This is a genomic window from Nonomuraea mesophila (assembly GCF_004352805.1).
Taxonomy (GTDB): Bacteria; Actinomycetota; Actinomycetes; order Streptosporangiales; family Streptosporangiaceae; genus Nonomuraea; species Nonomuraea longispora.
In genome coordinates this window covers 1-16,349 of the sequence record NZ_SMLD01000033.1, presented here as the reverse complement: position 1 = coordinate 16,349, position 16,349 = coordinate 1, and the positions used below count along the sequence as shown (strand labels likewise).

Here is a 16,349-nt window from a genome sequence, read left to right as displayed (position 1 = left end):
TGAGAACGACCGTGAGAACGACCGTGAACACCCCCACGAGCACCACCGTGTTCGCCACGGTGCGCACCGCGTTGCGTTCGGCGCTGACGTCCATGCTGCCCCTGCCGCGCAGGGGCGGCTCGGCGGCCGTGGCGCTGCTGCCGCTGACCGAGCGGGTGCCCGCGATGGCGGCGCCGTGCCGCATGCACCCGGCCGTGTACGCGATCGAGGCCGCGGTCATCGACTGGGCCAGGCGCACGGGCCTGCGCGCCGACCCCGGCGTCGGGTTCCACCGGATGGCGGGCCGGGCCTTCGCCGAGTTCGACGCGGCCGCGGCGGCGTTGTTCGCGCAGTGGCTGACGTGGCTGTTCCACCTGGACGACGAGCTGGACGAGGGGTCGTGCCGGCTCGACGTCTTCGACGGCATGCTGAGGGGCGCGGCCGGCCATCCGCTGGAGGCGGCCTTCGCCGACCTGTGGCGGGTGACGAGTGCGCGGATGAGCGACCGGTGGAGGTCGAGGTTCGCGGTGGGGTTGCAGCGCCAGCACGACGCGTGCCGTACGGAGGCCGACAACAGGGCGGCCGGCCGGATGCCGACGCTGGAGGAATACCCGGCGCTGCGCAGGGGCACGGTGGGGCCCTACCTGTACGACCTGGTGGAGCCGTGCCTGCGGGTCGAGGTGCCGGGCTGGGTCCACGACGGCGAGCCTTGGCGCCGGCTGGTGGACGCCTGCAGCGACGTCACGGCCTGGTGCAACGACGTGGCCTCACGGCCGAAGGAGCGCGGCGACGTGCACAACTTCGTCGTGCTCGCGATGCGCCAGCTCGGGCTGGGCGAGCGGGAGGCGACCGCATGGGTGCTGGACCGGATCGCCGAGCGATGTCAGGACATGCAGGAGGCGGCCAGGCGGCTGCCGCTGGCCGATCTCGCGCCCAAGGCCGCCAGGGACGTCAGCAAGGTCGCCTGCGCCTACCTGGCGGCGCCGCGGGCGCACCTCGACTGGCTCCTGGAGTCGCAGCGCTACGCCTGACCTGCGCGGGCCGGACGCGGCGCCGGGTCACGAGCCGCACGCGAGCGTGTCGCCCGTGGGGGTGCGGCGGTAGACGACCTGCTTGCCGACCCGCATCCCGACCGCGAGCCCGCTGCCGCTGAGCACGCCGAGGTGCTGGCTGACCGCGCCAGGGGTGAGCGATATGCGGGCGGCCAGGGCCGAGGTGGTGGCGGGCTCGGCGAGCGCGAGCAGGATCTGCGCCCTGCTCCGGCCGATCAGCGCGGCGAGCGCGCCGGGCGCGGGCGGCGGGCCCTGCTCCCACAGCGTGCCCACGCCGAGCACGGGATAGACGAGCATCGGCTGGTGCGGAGCCGTGATCACCCCGACGGACGGCCACCAGAACGCGCTGGGCACCAGCACCAGGCCGTCGCCGTGCACCGCTTGGTCCGCGCACCACGGCCGGTCGATGACCAGCCGCTCCCCCGTCCAGGTGACGGCGGGGTCGAGCGTGGCGAACAACCGGCGCGCGCCTCCTTCGGCCAGCTGGCGGGAGCGGCGCAGCACGTCGCGTTCCAGCAGCCCGTACACGCGGGGCCAGAACTCCGCGAAGCACCTCTCCCAGTACGCCTCCAGCGCCCGCGCGACCCTCGCCACGCCCGCCTCGGGGTCGGCCGTGAACCGTTCGATCACCGCCGGGTCGGTCCCCTTGATCCGCAGGGCCTCCAGCCGGGCCGTGCCGGGCGGCGTACGCCTGACCCGGTCGAGTTCGGCGGCGAAGTCGGGCAACGGCGTGTCGGGCGGCGGGGTGATGAAGTCGGCGACGTAGCCGGCCGGCGGGACGAGCGCGAACAGCTCGCTCAGGTCGAGCCCGGCCAGCCGGGGCCGTACGGCCTTGATCCAGGGCAGGTGCAGTGACTGCCGGGCGGGTTTCTGGAGGGTGCGCAGGCTCGCGACGAGCTCCCACATGGGTGAGAACGCGAACCGGATGCGGGCGACGTCCTCCGGCGTGAGCGCCCAGGTCACCGTCATGGTTTTAGTGTGCCCTAAATCGTTCGCCGCCCAAAAACGGAAATATCAGTATTCTCTGCGTGTCACGTATCGCTGTCGAGAAGCCGTCGGACCCGCCGGAGAAGCGGTCCTTCGTCCATTCCATGGTGGGCGGGCTGCCCCGCCCGTTCTGGGCCCTGTGGGGCGGCACCCTGGTGAACCGCCTGGGCACCATGGTCGTCCCCTTCACGGGCGTCTATCTGACGCAGAGCCGCGGCCTGTCGCTGGCCGCGGCCGGTCTCGTGATGGGCGTCTACGGGGCCGGCTCGCTGCTGTCGCAGCTGCTCGCCGGGGTGCTCACGGACCGGATCGGCCGCCGGGCCACGCTGTCGGGCGGCATGCTGGCCACCGCGGTGAGCATGCTGGCGCTCGGCTACAGCTCCACGCTGCCGGCGATCCTCGCCGCCATGTTCGCGCTCGGCCTGGTGATCGACGTCTACAGGCCCGCCTCGAACGCCCTGGTCGCCGACCTGGTCTCCCCCGCGGAACGCCCCCGGGCGTACGGGTTGCTGTTCTGGGGGATCAACCTCGGCTACGCGGTCGGCATGACGACCGGCGGCCGGCTGGCGGAGCTGGGGTTCGTCTGGCTGTTCTGGATCGACGCGATCTCCTGCGTGGTCTTCGCCGCGCTGGTGTGGCGGGCGGTGCCGGAGACCAGGCCGGAGGCGAAGAAGTCCGCCGGCGGCTTCGGCGTGGTGCTGCGCGACCGGGTGATGGTGGGGTTCACGCTGGTCGTGCTGGGCCACGCGCTGGTCTACGCGCAGACGATGACCATGCTGCCGGTGGCGATGACGGAGGTCGTGAAGCTCTCGCCCGGGCAGTTCGGCCTGGCCATGGCGCTGAACGGGGTGCTCATCGTCCTCGTGCAGCCGCTGGTGTCGGCCTGGCTGGGGCGCAGGGACGCCGCCCGCACGTTCGCGACGGGAGTGGCCGTGATGGGGCTGGGGTTCGCGATGACCGCGTACGTCACCAGCACCTCCGGGCTGGCCGTGACGATCGGGGTGTGGACGGCCGGAGAGATCATCGTGGCCGGCGTCCCCGGCGCCGTCGTCGCGGCGCTCGCTCCGGCGCACCTGCGGGGGCGGTACTCGGGGGTGTTCGGCTTCGCGTGGTCGCTGGCCGCGGTGCTGGCGCCGCTGCTCGGCGGTCCGCTGCTGGAGCTGGGGCCGAAGGCGTTGTGGTTCACGATGGGCGGGGTCGGCGCGGTGTCGGCGCTCGGCATGCTGGCGCTCGGGCCGGCGGTCCGGCGCCGGCAAGCGACATAAGTCACTTTTCGTCACTAGGACGATTAATAGCGGGACGTATTAGGCTGAGCGCGTGGCTCAACTGCGGATTGCCCTGGCACAGACCAACCCGACCGTCGGCGATCTGACGGCCAACGCGGACCGGCTGGTCGCGTGGACCCGGGACGCCGCCGAGCGCGGCGCCCACCTGGTCGTCTTCACCGAGATGTTCCTCACCGGCTATCCCGTCGAGGACCTCGTGCTGCGTACGTCGTTCGTGGACGCCAGCATCAGGCTCCTGGAGGACGTCGCGCGCAGGCTGGAGCGGGAAGGGCTCGGCGAGCTGCCCGTGGTCGTCGGCTACGTCGACCGCGCCGGCCTCGCGCCCCGCACCGGCCAGCCGAAGGGCGCGCCCCTCGACGCCGCCGCGCTGCTCCACAAGGGCGAGGTGGTCACCCGCACGGCCAAGCACCACCTGCCCAACTACGGCGTGTTCGACGAATACCGCTACTTCGTGCGCGGCGACCGGCTGCCCGTCATCCGGCTGCACGGGGTCGACGTGGCCATCGCCGTGTGCGAGGACCTCTGGCAGGACGGCGGTCCCGTGTCCGTCGTCGGGCAGGCCGGGGCCGGGCTGCTCGTCGTACCGAACGCCTCGCCGTACGAGAAGGAGAAGGACGACGTCCGCCTGGAGTTGTGCGCGCGCAGGGCGCGCGAGGCGGGATGCGCGCTCGTCTACGTCAACCAGGTCGGCGGGCAGGACGAGCTGGTCTTCGACGGCGACTCGATCGTGGTCGACGGCTCGGGCGAGCTGCTGGCGCGGGCCGGCCAGTTCAAGGAGGAGCTGCTGGTCGCCGACCTCGACCTGCCGGCCTCACAGGCGGAGACGGGGACGTTCCCGTACGACGCGGGCGACGGCACCACGATCACGGTCGAGCGCCTGGTGTTGTCGCAGGACCCGGTCGAGCCCTACGCCCCCGAGCCCGCCCGGGTCGCCGAACGGCTGGACCCGTGTGCCGAGGTCTACTCCGCGCTCGTGCTCGCCGTCCGCGACTACGTCGCCAAGAACGGCTTCGAGTCGGTCATCCTGGCGCTGTCGGGAGGCATCGACTCGGCGCTGACGGCCACCATCGCCGCGGACGCCATCGGCCCCTCGCGGGTCCACGTCGTGCTCATGCCGTCGCGCTACTCCTCCGACCACTCGCTGACCGACGCGGAAGAGCTGGTGCGCAGGCAGGGTGTCAGGTCGCGGATCGTGCCGATCGCGGAGATCGTCAACGCCTACGAGAAGGAGATCGACCTGTCCGGCCTGGCCGCCGAGAACATCCAGGCCAGAGTGCGCGGCATGATCCTCATGGGGCTGTCCAACGAGCACGGCCACCTGGTGCTGACGACGGGCAACAAGAGCGAGCTCGCGACGGGCTACTCCACGCTGTACGGCGACTCGGCGGGCGGCTTCGCCCCGATCAAGGACGTGCCGAAGACGATGGTGTGGGAGTTGTCCAGGTGGCGCAACGCCCACCGCGACCCCTTCTTCCTGATGGAGGCCGAGCGGCCGATCCCGGAGAACTCGATCACCAAGGAGCCCAGCGCCGAGCTGCGGCCCGGGCAGCGCGACACCGACTCGCTGCCGCCGTACGAGGTGCTTGACCGGCTGCTGGACGACTACGTGGAGAAGGACATGGGCTCGCGGGAGCTCATCGCGGCCGGGCACGATCCCGAGCTGGTGACGCGGGTGATCAGGCTGGTGGACGTGGCGGAGTACAAGCGCAGGCAGTATCCGCCCGGCCCCAAGATCACCCCCAAGAACTTCGGCCGTGACCGCCGCCTGCCGATCACCAACAGGTGGCGCGAGAGCACGACCTGAGCCCTCCCCCGGGATCCCGGGCCTGGCCGAGCCGTCACCTGGTGCACATGTCCGGGTGAGCCACCGCCGTGGCCCGGTCATCGCACGCCCACACGAAGTCGGGCGGAGGACTGGGCAAAAGCGTAACCGATGGGTTACGCTTTTCGGGTGGACGACGTTGCAGGGGCGATCGCCGACCCGGTGCGTCGCAGGATCATGGTGATGCTGCGCGACGGGCGGTTGTCCGCCGGGCAGATCGCCGAGCGGTTCGCGATCAGCAGACCGGCCGTGAGCCGGCACCTGCGCGTGCTCAGGGAGAGCGGCCTGGTGCGCGACGAGCTGGTCGGCAGGCGGCGCCTCTACGCGCTCGACCCGGGCAAGCTCGACGAACTGCTCGCCTGGCTCTCCCAGTTCGCCCGGCCCACCGGGTGGGAGCGTCGCTTCGACGCGCTGGAGACAGAGGTGTACAGGACCCGCCGCGAACGCCGCCCGACCGGCCCGGCGGACGACAGGACCGACGACAGGCCCCAGGACAGGCCCCAGGACAGGCCCCAGGACAGGCCCCAGGACAGGATCGACGGCAGACAGGAGCACACGGCATGAGTCCCATCCCCACAGGCAGGCTGTTCAGGACGGACGCCGGAACCGACCTCGTCCTCACCCGGACGTTCCGCGCCCCCGCCGATGACGTGTGGGCGAGCGTCACCGAGCCCGAGCGCACGGCCCGCTGGTTCGGCCCCTGGGAGGGCGAGGCCGGGCCCGGCCGCACGATCAAGGTGCGGATGGTGCACGAGGAGCAGCAGCCCTGGTACGAACTGCGCATCGAGGCCTGCGAGCCGCCGCACCGGCTGACCGTGTCGGCGCTCGACGAGTTCGGCGCCTGGCGGGTCGAGCTGCTGCTGTCGGAGTCCGCCGGGACGACGGAGCTGCGGTTCATCCAGCACCTGGACGACCCTGGCCTGGCCGGCGACGTCGGGCCCGGCTGGGAGTACTACCTCGACCTGCTCGCGGCCTCCCGCGACGGCTCACCCGCACCCGGCTTCGGCGACTACCACCCTGCCATGCAGGCGTACTATCGCGGCCTGTCCCCGGAGCCGGCGGCCGGCACGTAGCGGGCCGGAACTGTCGGTGGCGGATGGCACAGTGTGCCCGTGGCCCAATCGCTGAAAGAACGCATCAATCGTGCCTCCGTGCAGGTCCTGGCCGACGGGCTGGCCGCGGCCTGGGCGCCGTTCCCGCGTGACCGCTTCACCGGGCGGGCCCTGGCCGGGCTTGACGGGCTGGAGCTCAAAGACCGCGTCAGGCACGTCGCGGCGGCGCTGCACGACGCGCTGCCGATGCCCTATCCCCGGGCGGCCGAGATCGTGCGCGCGTGCGCGTCGCGGGTGCGGCTCGACATGTGGAGCGGCTGGCCGGCCACCGACCACACGTCCGCAGCGGGGCTCGATCATCTGGAGCCGGCGATGGCCACGCTGGCCACGCTGACGCCCCACGCGACGGGCGAGTTCGCCGTACGCCCTTTCCTGGAGCGCTACCGCGACGACGCGCTCCAGATCATGCGCGACTGGGCCGAGTCCCCCGACGAGCATCTGCGCCGCCTGGCCTGCGAGGGATCGAGACCCCGGCTGCCGTGGGCCGGGCGGGTGGCCTGGCTGATGACGCCGGGGCCGACCTTGCCCCTGCTCGACCGCCTGCGTGACGATCCGAGCGCATACGTGCGGCGCTCGGTCGCCAACCACGTCAACGACCTGGCCAAGGACCACCCCGAGGTGGCGCTGCGGCTGCTGGCTCGCTGGCGTTCCGACGGCGGCTCGCACGTGGAGAAGGTGGTGCGGCACGCGGCGCGCGGGCTCCTGCGCACGGGCCATCCCGAGGCGCTCGCGCTCATGGGCGTCACCCCGGGCAGCGGCACGGTCGACGCGCTGGCCCTGGAGGCCGGCACCGTGCCCATCGGCGGGAAACTGTCCTTCACCGTCACGGTCACGGCCGGCGCTCCGGGGCCGATGTTGCTGAAATACGCGATCCGCCGGCCTGGCTCGCGCCGCGTGTTCCACCTGGGCCAGCGGGCGGCCGACGGGTCCGGCGCGGTGTTCACCGTCCGCAAGAGCCATTCCTTCCGCCCGGTCACCACCCGTGACGAGCCGCCGGGCGGAAGGGAGCTCGACGTGATCGTCAACGGCAGGGTCGCCGCGACGGCCGGCTTCACCCTCGTCGATCCCGCACCCGAGCCGGCCCCTGCCACCGGCCCGCCCCCGCGTTGAGACCAGGACCGGGCGGAGGGCCGGTGGGGCGGGACGCGATCACCTGAATTCCAGCGAGGTGGCCTTGTTGTCGTACGACGGGTTGCCGGAATTATTCGTGAGGTCCTTGTCGGACGACCCGGGCTTCGCCAGGTAATACTGGCCCACGAAATATTCGAGATCGTGGAGCATGACAATATATCCGGTGTTGTTCTTCATCGAGCTCGCGCCGTTGTTCACCGACCGGCTGGTGCCGACCCAGTAGTTCTTCCTCAAGGACACGTCACTGCCGTTGATACAGAAATAGCCGCCTTTGTAGTCGTCGTGCTCGTAAAGACAGAAGGACCCGGCCTCCGCGGCGGCCCTGGCGTCGGCGTACGACGGCGAGATGCCCGACACTCCGGTGACGACGCCCATCACGAGCAAAGTACGAATGACAGCCTTCTTCACGGATTTCTCCCCCTTGTTTCGGCGCCGGGTTGCGACAGTTCAAGCGTGGGATGCCCGCCCATCGGCAGGCAAGGCCGGACATCCCTCGATTAAGGACACGCCTCGGCGCCGGTCTTCAAGCGCTCTGAAGGTGCAGAAAAATGAGCGGCCAAGGCGGGCGGCTTCCAGGTAGGTTGCCCCGGTCAGTACGACTGGCGCTCCCCCGTCAGTACGACCCGCACGACCGTCCGTCCACCGCACCGATCTGGAGGCGCACCTACCGTGACACTCGACGTCGACCTGCTGACCACCGAGATCGGTGTCATCTGGCGCCTCGACGGCCACGGCCGTCTGCCCGGGCCGGAAGACCTGGTGATGGGTGTGGCGGCCGACGGCATGACCGCGGCGGTGGCACACGACGTGCCCGGCGCGCTCGCCGCCCGGCTGCTCGACCTGGTCGCCCGCGGCGTCCCTTCACCCCCAGGTCAGCCGCCGGAGGTGCTGGAGCAGTGCCGCGCGCTCCTCGGGGAGACGACGGTGTCCGGCGGGCCGTGCTACGTGATCCCGCCGCCACCGCTGCCCTTCGACGCTCCCCCGGCCACGGTGCTCCGGTCGGACGACCGGGCGCACGCTGAGCGCGTACGCCGCCTGCGGCCTTCGAGCTGGGCCCGCGACGAGTGGGACGACCTCCTCGACGGCCGCGACGGCGCGCCCTGGGCGATGGTCGTGGCGGACGACCAGGTGGCCGCCGTCTGCCACACCGCGCGCCTGACACCGGCCGGCGCCGAGGCCGGGGTGTGGACGGCACCCGCGTTCCGTGGTCGCGGCCTCGCCGCGACCACCACCGCCGCCTGGGCCGGCCTCCTGCCGGGCACCCGCCTGTTCTACAGCACGAGCGCGGACAACCACTCCTCGCAGCGGGTGGCGGCGCGGCTGGGGCTCCGTTCCATCGGCTGGTTGTGGAAGCTCACGCGCTGACGCGGCCCGCGCACGTCCGGCCCGCCCGGTTCCGGCCTCGCCGGCCGGCCCCGTCTCCCCCGCACGCGACACCCCGCCGTCTCCTCGTCGCGGAGTCAGCGGCATCAGCTCACGCACTCGCCATCGGCGCGTACCTGGCTCAGCCCCGCCGTGCAGGACCTCCCGGTCCCAGCGGGACCTCGCCCCGATCATCACCGCACCCGGCAGCATCGGCTCCTTCACGTTGTTGCCCTAGGGCACTGGGACGGTAAGGCGTCACGTCGATGTGAAGGTCAAGGGAACACATGCGGGTCGGAGCCCCTTGCCGCGCCGGGGCGATCACAAGTCGCGGTCACGAGCCGTGCACGCCGGAGACCCGCGTCGCGCGGTTCCCTGGTGGCAGGCGGGTCTCGATGCCGTCGAGGATGAGGTCGAGCCCGAGCAGGAACTGCGTCTCGAAGTCGCCGTTGTCCACCTGGGCGTGCCTGGCGAGCTCGTCGGCGTGGTCGTCGAGGTGCCGGGTGACCTTGCCGCGGATCTCGGCGTCGGCTTCGGGCGTGCGTACGGTGTCCCACCAGGTGTTCTCCGACGCGACGAAGCCGTTGACGTACGAGCTGAGCGTGCCGACGGCGGCGACGAGCGTGGCGCCGCTCAGCCCCGCACCGGCCAGCGCGGAGTAGAACGCGCGGGAGCGGGCCACCGCGTTCGGACCGAGCAGGGGGCGCGTGGCGGTGAGCGCGGGCACCCAGGGGTGGCGGCGCATCACCTGCCTGCTCTGGGTGAGCCGGCGCACCAGGAGCTCTCGCCACGGGCCGGCCTCCGCGGGCTCGATCTCGCCGATCACCTCGTCGAGGGCCAGGTCGAGGACGTCCTCCTTGCTCCTGACGTACTCGTAGAGCGACATCGTCCCCGCCCGCAGGCGTGCGGCCAGCGCCCGCATCGAGAACCCGGCCACGCCCTCGGCGTCGAGCAGCGCGACAGCGGCCGTGACGATGCGCTCGCGGGTCAGGCGCGGCCGGCGCGGCCGGTCGTCGTCGCGGAACCAGATGGACTCCGGCACTGCTCCCGCTTCCTTTCCGTGCACTGTACGGAAAACCGTACGGCTAGCTTAGGCCGCCCGGATCAGAGGAGGAGAATCCATGACAGAGCAGCGGTGGCAGCACGACTACGCGATGCTGGCGTTGCGGGTGAACCGGCTGCTGGGCGGCGGCATGCTCATCTACTCGGGCCCGCAGGAGTTGAAGGCGACGGCGGAGGCCGAGCCGCCAGCAGACCCGGGTGAGCTGGCAGGGGAGGCGGATCGGCTGCTGGAGTCCGCCCCGTCGGCATACCTGGCCGCGCAGGTGCGTGCGCTGCGGGCCGTCGCCCGGCGGCTGGACGGCGAGCGGCTGCCGCTGGCCGAGTACGCGCGCGAGTGCCTGGGCCTGGAGGCCCGGCGGCTGCCCGAGGAGGTGTTCGAGCAGGCGCACGCGGAGCTGGACGCGGCCCTTCCGAGGAGGGGTGGTTCGCTGGCCGACCGGATGCGGGCGTGGCAGGCGGCCCACACTCTGGAGCCGATCGAGCGGCTGCCGGAGCTGGCGGCCAGGGCGGTGGCCGAGACGCGGGCGCGGACGAACGCGATCGTCCCGCTGCCGGAGGAACGTGTGGAGGTGCGGCTCGTGGAGGGGGTGGCCTTCCACGCGGCCGGCGACTACGAGGGCGGGCGGAAGTCCACGATCCACATCAACAAGGCGATCCCGTTCAACCTCGCCGACCTGCTGTACGTCATCGCGCACGAGGGCCATCCCGGGCACATCGCCGAGTCGATGCTCAAGGAGGACCTGGACGACCAGCGCGTACGGTTCATGTTGTCGCCGTCGTTCGCGCTCAGCGAAGGGCTCGGCCTGCTGGCCGAGGAGCTCGTCTTCCCCGGCGGCGAGGCGCGGGCCTGGCTGGACGAGCACATTCTGCCCGAGGCGGGCGTCCGGCCCGACGGGAGCGACCTGGCCGCGATCCACCACGCGAAGAACGTGTTGTGGGGCGTCTGGGGCAACGCCGTCTTCATGGCGGAGGAGGGCAGGAGCGAGGCGGTGCTGGCCGCGTACCTGGGCCGGTGGGCGTTGTACAGCGAGAGCGAGGTGGCGCTGGCCATGGGGTTGATCAAGCCGTCGCCGACAAGCCCGTACCTGCTGGGATATTTCCATGGATGGGAGCTGCTGCGGCCCTGGGCGACCACCTCCGACCGGGTCCGCCGCCTGCTCACCGAGCAGCTACTTCCCGCCGACCTCGCCCTCTGACGCGCGCCGCGCGATCAGCGCCTCGACGCCGTCGAGCAGCAGTTCGAGGCCGAAGCGGAAGTCGTCGTCGTCGGCCCACCCTTCGGCCCCGCGCAGCGCGCCCCCGCGCACGGCGGCCGACAGGGCCGGATAGGTCCGGGGGTCGAGCAGCCCGGCAAGGACCTCGCCGTAGGCGTCGGCCCCGTCGATGCCCGTGTCCTCGAACTGCGCATCTCCCCCGCCGGCGGTGGTGACGAGCGCCACGTCGGTCAGCGCGTAACCGGCCAGGGAACTGGCCACGTTGATCTTCTCGCCCTCGTCCAGCCCCATGCCGTCCAGCGCGGCCAGCAGGCGGTCGAGCCAGAGCAGCCGCCGCGGCCCCAGAGGCGGAGTGAGCCGCGCGATCGGCAGCAGCCACCGGTGCTCGAGCAGGATGTCGCGCTGGGCTCGGGCCCAGAGCGCGAGGTAGTCGCGCCAGGGCCGGCCGGCGGGCTCGGGCGGCTCCGGCACGACGAAGTCGGCCATGGCGGTGAGCAGTTCCTCCTTGCTCCCGACGTAGCGGTAGAGCGCGGTCGCCGCCACCCCGACCCGCGAGGCCACACTGGCCATCGAGACCCCGGGCAGCCCTTCGGCGTCGGCGATCTCGATGGCGGCCGAAGCGATCGCGGGAAGGTCGATCCGCGGCCTCGGCCCGCGGCGCGGGACAGGCTCGCGCCCCCACATCCGCTCCACGACGGGTGGCAACGACCGCTCCTGCGTCATCCGGCTTCCTCCTTGACTCACTCCTAGGATTCTGCATTACGGTAAAACTATGAACGTCATACACAGTACGCCATTCACAGAAGCTGTTCACGTCCGGGGACTGACCAAGTCCTTCGGCGGCACGCGGGTGCTCGCAGGGATCGACCTGACCGTGCCCACCGGCTCCCTGCTGGCCCTGCTCGGCCCCAACGGCTCCGGCAAGACCACCACCGTGCGCATCCTGACCACCCTGCTCGCGCCGGACGCCGGAACCGCCACCGTGGGCGGCCACGACGTCACCCGGGAGGGCGCCGCGGTGCGCCGTGTGATCGGGCTGACCGCCCAGCAGGCCACGGTGGACGGCCTGCTGACCGGCAAGGAGAACCTCGAGCTGTTCGCCGGCCTCTACCACCTCGGCAGGAGACAGGCCCGCCGGCGGGCGGCCGAACTGCTCGAACGTTTCGACCTGACCGCCGCCGCCGACCGCCTGGCCTCCACCTATTCCGGCGGGATGCGCCGCCGCCTCGACCTGGCCGCGAGCATGATCTCCAACCCTGGGATCCTCTTCCTCGACGAGCCCACCACCGGGCTCGACCCGCGCAGCCGGGCCGAGTTGTGGTCGGTGATCCGCGAGCTGCTCGCCTCCGGCACCACCATCCTGCTGACCACCCAGTACCTCGACGAGGCCGACCACCTCGCCGACCGCGTCGTGGTGATCGACGGCGGACGGGTCGTGGCCGACGACACCCCCGCCGTGCTCAAGCGCCAGGTCGGCTCGGAACGGCTGGTGCTGCGCCTGTCGCGGGCCGGGGACGTACCCCGCGCCGGCGTCGCGCTCCCCGAGGCCCACCTCGACCCCGGCACCCGCGAGGTGACCGTGACCGTACGGGACTTCCGGCACCTGCGCGAGACGCTCGACCTGCTCGACCGTGCCGGGATCGAGGTCGAGCACGTGGCGCTGCGCACCCCCACCATGGACGACGTCTTCTTCGAGCTCACGGCGGCCGCGGCATGAGCGCCCTCGTCACCTCGGCCGGCGACCTGCGCCGCCTCGTCGTCCGGGATTTGCGCCGCGAACTGCGCCTCCTCGACGGCCTCATCGTGAACACGGCGCTGCCCGTGATCATCATGCTGCTCTTCGTGTACGTGTTCGGCGGCGCGATCACCACCGGCTCCAGCGGCCTGTCCTACATCGACTTCGTCGTGCCCGCCGTGCTGCTCATGTCCGGCGGGTACGGAGCCGCCCTGTCGGCCGTGAACATCTCCGAAGACCTGACCGGAGGCATGATCGACCGTTTCCGCACCCTGCCCATCAGCGGCTGGGTGGTGCCCGCCGGGCACGTCGTGGCCTCGGTGGTGCGCAACGTGGCATCGTCGGCCATCGCCCTGCTCGCCGCGATCGTCCTCGGGTTCCGCCCCGAGGCCACCCTCGCCGGCTGGGCTCTGGTGCTGGCGCTGGTCGCGGGATACGTCCTGGCGATGTCCGCCCTGGCGGTCGTGTGGGGGCTGCTGGTCAAGACGACCCAGGCGGCGGGGGCCTTCAGCTTCGCGGTGCTCTTCCTGCCGTACGTCTCGGACGGGATCGTCCCGGCGGAGACGATGCCGGGGGTGCTGCGTGACTTCGCCTACAACCAGCCGGCCACGCCGATCATCGAGACGCTGCGGGCCCTGCTCCTGGACCGGCCCGTGGGCTCGTCGGGGGCGGTGGCGGCGGCGTGGCTGGCCGGTGCGGTGGTGGTCAGCGTACCGGTGGCGGCCCTGCTCTTCCGCCGCAGGACCGCCGCCTAGCCACGCCCGCGAGACGCACGGTCCCGGCCCAGGGACGCACCGCCCGGGCGGTCAGGGGCGCGCCGCGATCCCCGCCAGGACCACGTCGACGACCCGTTCGGGCAGGCCGGGGTCGAGCTCACCCTCGGGCCCCCACTTCGTGTGCCAGAGCATCGTTCCCGTGAGCAACGCCATGCCCATGTCGATGTCCAGGCCGGGGTCGAGCTCACCGGAGGCGATGCCGCGCTCGATCACCGCGCGCATCGCCTCCCTGCGGGGCGTGATGGCCCGCTTGACGAACCGCTCCATCAGGCGCGGATAACGATCGGCCTCGTTCATCGCGATGTTCATCACGCAGCGGCTGCGGGGCTGGGCGGATTCGGCGCGCATGGCGCCGAGCAGGCTGATCAGGTCATCGCGTACGGAGGTGCCGCCGAGCTCCGGCAGCGGCGCCTTGAGCGTGGCCAGGGCGTCGACGACCAGATCTTCCTTGTTGGACCAGCGCCGGTAGATCGTCGTCTTGCCGACGCCCGCCCTGGACGCGATCGCCTCGATGGACAGCTCGGACACACCCATGCCTTCGCCGAGCAGGTCGAGGGTCGCCTCGATGATCGCCTTCTCGGCCTTCTCGCTGCGCGGACGGCCCGCGGGGCGGGCAACCGCTGGTTCCTGGATCGTCATCGCGGCCTCACACTGTAGCGGGTTCCCTCTGTTCCGTGTGAAGTACGGGGCGGGGCTTGCCGGGCATCCACCGTGCCACGACCACGACGCCGAGCAGGGCCACCACCGCCGACACCATGGCGGTGACGTGCATGCCCTCGACGAACGCGGCGTACGCCGGCTGGATCAGCGCCTGCCCCTGCTCGCCCATGGACTGGGCGACGGTCATCGTCCCCATGATCGACTCTCCGGCGGCGTGCTGGGCGTCGGCGGGCAGCGCGGCGAGCACCGGCGCCATCTCGCCCCGGTAGCTGGACGACAACACCGAGCCGAGCACCGCCACGCCGAGCGCCCCGGCCAGCTGTCGGACGGTGTTGCTCATCGCGGACCCCACACCGGCCTTCTCCCTGGGCAGCGACTCCATGATGGCGGTGGTCGCGGGCGGCATGATGTTGGCCATCGCCGCACCCTGCACGAAGAAGACGATCTCGATCAGCAGGACCGGCGTGTTCTGGTCCATCAGAGCGTAGCTGCCGAGCGCCAGGGTCACCACGATCAAGCTCACCGTGGCCGACAGCTTGGCGCCGAACCGCTGGTTCACCCGCTGGCTGAGCGGCGCGAAGATGAGCTGCGCCGCGGCGAACGGGATCATCAGCGCCCCCGCCTGCACCGGCGTGAAACCCAGCACGATCTGCAGGTAGAAGGTCAGGAAGAACATCCCGCCCATCATCGCGAAGAAGACGATGCCCATCATCCCGATGGCCGAGCTGAAGCGCACGTTGGCGAAGTTGCGGACGTCGAAGACCGGGTGATCGATGCGCCGTTCCCACCACACGAACACCCCCAGCACCGCCAGGCCGAACACCGTCGGCACCAGCACCTCGGCGCTGAACACGGTGGCCAGCGCGCCGCCGCGGATGATGCCGTACACGATGGCCACCAGACCGACGATCGACAACGCCACACCCAGCGGGTCGAGCCTGGACGGCTTCGGGTCACGCGACTCGGGCACGACCGTGGAGATCAGGACCAGGCTGACCAGCACGATGGGCACGTTGATCAAGAACACCGAGCCCCACCAGAAGTGCTCGATCAGCAGGCCGCCCGTGATCGGGCCGATCGCCACCGCGAGGCCGACGCCTCCGGCCCACACCCCGATGGCCTTGCCGCGCTCACCGGGCGGGAAGACGTTGGAGATGATGGCCAGCGTGGCCGGCATGATCGCCGCGCCGCCGATGCCCATCGCCGCCCGCGCCAGGATCAACTGCGTCGGATCCTGGGCGTAGGCGCTGGCCAGTGAGGCCAGCCCGAACAACACCATGCCGATGAACAGCATGCGCTTACGCCCTGTTCGGTCACCGATCACGCCGAACGTGAACAACAACCCGGCGAACACCAGCGTGTAGGAGTTGATCGCCCATTCGAGCTCGCTCTGCGTCGCCCCCAAGCCCACCGTCTCGTCGGCGATGGTCTTCATCGCGACGTTGAGAATCGTGTTGTCCAGCACGACGGCCAGCAAGCTGAACACCAGCACACCGAGGATCGCCCATCGGCGTGGATGTCCCGTCTTCGGGTCCATGACAAGATCCTTAATTCCGATACGTCTAAGTTTCGCAACGTCACCGTAGCGCAATGCATTCCGATACGCAACGGGCCCGTTTCGTAAATAGGACGTGAACGGCGTGAACGTCCGGAAACACGGCAGCCACCCGTCCCTCGGCACGTCCCACCGACCGAACGCGACCGCGCCGGTCGTGATCAACTCAAGGGGAGTACGCGATCAGTTCCGTACCTGGCCCACCTGCGCCATCACCCGCAGGCCCTTGACCACCTGTTCGGCGTCCAGGGCCTGAGCTCACGGTTCCTCCACCGCGAGCGTCCAGGACCTGGGCTCACGGTTCCTCCACCCCGAAGGAGCCGCGTTCGTCCACCGCGAAGGAGCCGCGTTTCTCCGGTGCCTGGACGCCCGCCTCCTCTCGCACGCCGCGCGTCCCCTCCACCGGCACCACGGCTGCGTGCGCCACCGATGCGGTCGGCACCGTCTGCGCCGGGATGGTCTGCGCCGGCACGGCAGCGACCGGCACCTCCACACCCGGCACCTTCGCTTCCGGGACCTCCGCAACCGGCACGTCCATGCCCGGCACCGTCACACCCGGCACCTCCGCAACCAGCAGGGCGGAGGGGTCGTCCGGCGGCGGAGCGGGGCGGGCCGG

Annotated in this window: 17 protein-coding genes; 10 read left to right on the top strand and 7 right to left on the bottom strand. The window is 71.3% G+C overall.

Annotation, left to right across the window (positions count from 1 at the left end; all coding sequences use genetic code 11):
- Positions 1–11: 11 nt before the first annotated feature.
- A complete protein-coding gene (locus E1295_RS15200) occupies positions 12–1,010 on the top strand; it encodes a terpene synthase family protein (RefSeq protein ID WP_246080053.1) in 999 nt (332 codons plus the stop codon).
- A gap of 27 nt (positions 1,011–1,037) precedes the next feature.
- On the opposite strand, the gene E1295_RS15195 is transcribed toward E1295_RS15200, so the two are convergent.
- Positions 1,038–2,000, bottom strand: coding sequence for an ArsR/SmtB family transcription factor (locus E1295_RS15195; RefSeq protein WP_132630917.1), 963 nt, complete (start codon positions 1,998–2,000; stop codon positions 1,038–1,040).
- A 59-nt stretch (positions 2,001–2,059) separates the two neighbouring features.
- On the opposite strand from E1295_RS15195, the gene E1295_RS15190 reads away from it, so the two are divergent.
- The 5 genes from E1295_RS15190 to E1295_RS15170 all read left to right on the top strand — a co-directional run bounded on the left by E1295_RS15190 (position 2,060) and on the right by E1295_RS15170 (position 7,348).
- Positions 2,060–3,283 carry an MDR family MFS transporter gene (locus tag E1295_RS15190; protein ID WP_246080052.1) on the top strand — a complete coding sequence of 408 codons (1,224 nt, stop codon included), beginning with the start codon at positions 2,060–2,062 and terminating at the stop codon, positions 3,281–3,283.
- Positions 3,284–3,335: 52 nt separating this feature from the next.
- Positions 3,336–5,108 (top strand): NAD+ synthase, encoded by a 1,773-nt coding sequence (locus tag E1295_RS15185; protein ID WP_132630916.1) that lies wholly within the window; start codon positions 3,336–3,338, stop codon positions 5,106–5,108.
- Positions 5,109–5,255: 147 nt separating this feature from the next.
- Positions 5,256–5,690 carry a metalloregulator ArsR/SmtB family transcription factor gene (locus E1295_RS15180; protein ID WP_220448724.1) on the top strand — a complete coding sequence of 145 codons (435 nt, stop codon included), beginning with the start codon at positions 5,256–5,258 and terminating at the stop codon, positions 5,688–5,690.
- Positions 5,687–6,199 carry an SRPBCC family protein gene (locus tag E1295_RS15175; protein ID WP_132630914.1) on the top strand — a complete coding sequence of 171 codons (513 nt, stop codon included), beginning with the start codon at positions 5,687–5,689 and terminating at the stop codon, positions 6,197–6,199. Before E1295_RS15180 ends, E1295_RS15175 begins: the two co-directional genes overlap by 4 nt.
- Before the next feature lie 39 nt (positions 6,200–6,238).
- Positions 6,239–7,348: a DNA alkylation repair protein gene (locus E1295_RS15170; protein ID WP_132630913.1), complete on the top strand. Its 1,110-nt coding sequence runs from the start codon at positions 6,239–6,241 to the stop codon at positions 7,346–7,348.
- 39 nt (positions 7,349–7,387) lie between these two features.
- Here the strand turns inward: E1295_RS15170 and E1295_RS15165 are convergent, their stop codons facing one another.
- Complete coding sequence (locus E1295_RS15165) at positions 7,388–7,777, bottom strand: peptidase inhibitor family I36 protein (RefSeq protein WP_132630912.1); 390 nt, start codon at positions 7,775–7,777, stop codon at positions 7,388–7,390.
- A 261-nt stretch (positions 7,778–8,038) separates the two neighbouring features.
- Here E1295_RS15165 and E1295_RS15160 point away from each other — a divergent pair, with 261 nt between their 5' ends.
- Complete coding sequence (locus E1295_RS15160) at positions 8,039–8,734, top strand: GNAT family N-acetyltransferase (RefSeq protein WP_220448723.1); 696 nt, start codon at positions 8,039–8,041, stop codon at positions 8,732–8,734.
- Positions 8,735–9,065: 331 nt separating this feature from the next.
- Here the strand turns inward: E1295_RS15160 and E1295_RS15155 are convergent, their stop codons facing one another.
- Entirely contained in the window at positions 9,066–9,773 is a 708-nt protein-coding gene (locus E1295_RS15155; RefSeq protein WP_132630911.1) for a TetR/AcrR family transcriptional regulator, read from the bottom strand.
- Positions 9,774–9,852: 79 nt separating this feature from the next.
- On the opposite strand from E1295_RS15155, the gene E1295_RS15150 reads away from it, so the two are divergent.
- Positions 9,853–10,989, top strand: coding sequence for a DUF885 domain-containing protein (locus tag E1295_RS15150; RefSeq protein ID WP_132630910.1), 1,137 nt, complete (start codon positions 9,853–9,855; stop codon positions 10,987–10,989).
- Here E1295_RS15150 and E1295_RS15145 read toward each other — a convergent pair.
- Positions 10,963–11,730 carry a TetR/AcrR family transcriptional regulator gene (locus E1295_RS15145; RefSeq protein ID WP_132630909.1) on the bottom strand — a complete coding sequence of 256 codons (768 nt, stop codon included), beginning with the start codon at positions 11,728–11,730 and terminating at the stop codon, positions 10,963–10,965. The two genes, E1295_RS15150 and E1295_RS15145, sit on opposite strands and share 27 nt — an antisense overlap.
- 49 nt (positions 11,731–11,779) lie before the next feature.
- On the opposite strand from E1295_RS15145, the gene E1295_RS15140 reads away from it, so the two are divergent.
- Positions 11,780–12,724: an ATP-binding cassette domain-containing protein gene (locus E1295_RS15140; protein WP_132630908.1), complete on the top strand. Its 945-nt coding sequence runs from the start codon at positions 11,780–11,782 to the stop codon at positions 12,722–12,724.
- Positions 12,721–13,497: an ABC transporter permease gene (locus E1295_RS15135; protein WP_132630907.1), complete on the top strand. Its 777-nt coding sequence runs from the start codon at positions 12,721–12,723 to the stop codon at positions 13,495–13,497. The genes E1295_RS15140 and E1295_RS15135 overlap by 4 nt, the downstream gene beginning before the upstream one ends.
- Before the next feature lie 51 nt (positions 13,498–13,548).
- Here E1295_RS15135 and E1295_RS15130 read toward each other — a convergent pair whose 3' ends face one another.
- The 3 genes from E1295_RS15130 to E1295_RS15120 all read right to left on the bottom strand — a co-directional run.
- Complete coding sequence (locus E1295_RS15130; protein WP_132630906.1) at positions 13,549–14,157, bottom strand: TetR/AcrR family transcriptional regulator; 609 nt, start codon at positions 14,155–14,157, stop codon at positions 13,549–13,551.
- 7 nt (positions 14,158–14,164) lie between these two features.
- Complete coding sequence (locus tag E1295_RS15125; protein ID WP_132630905.1) at positions 14,165–15,715, bottom strand: MFS transporter; 1,551 nt, start codon at positions 15,713–15,715, stop codon at positions 14,165–14,167.
- Positions 15,716–16,028: 313 nt separating this feature from the next.
- The coding region (locus E1295_RS15120) for a hypothetical protein (RefSeq protein ID WP_220448722.1) at positions 16,029–16,349 on the bottom strand (321 nt) is incomplete at its 5' end.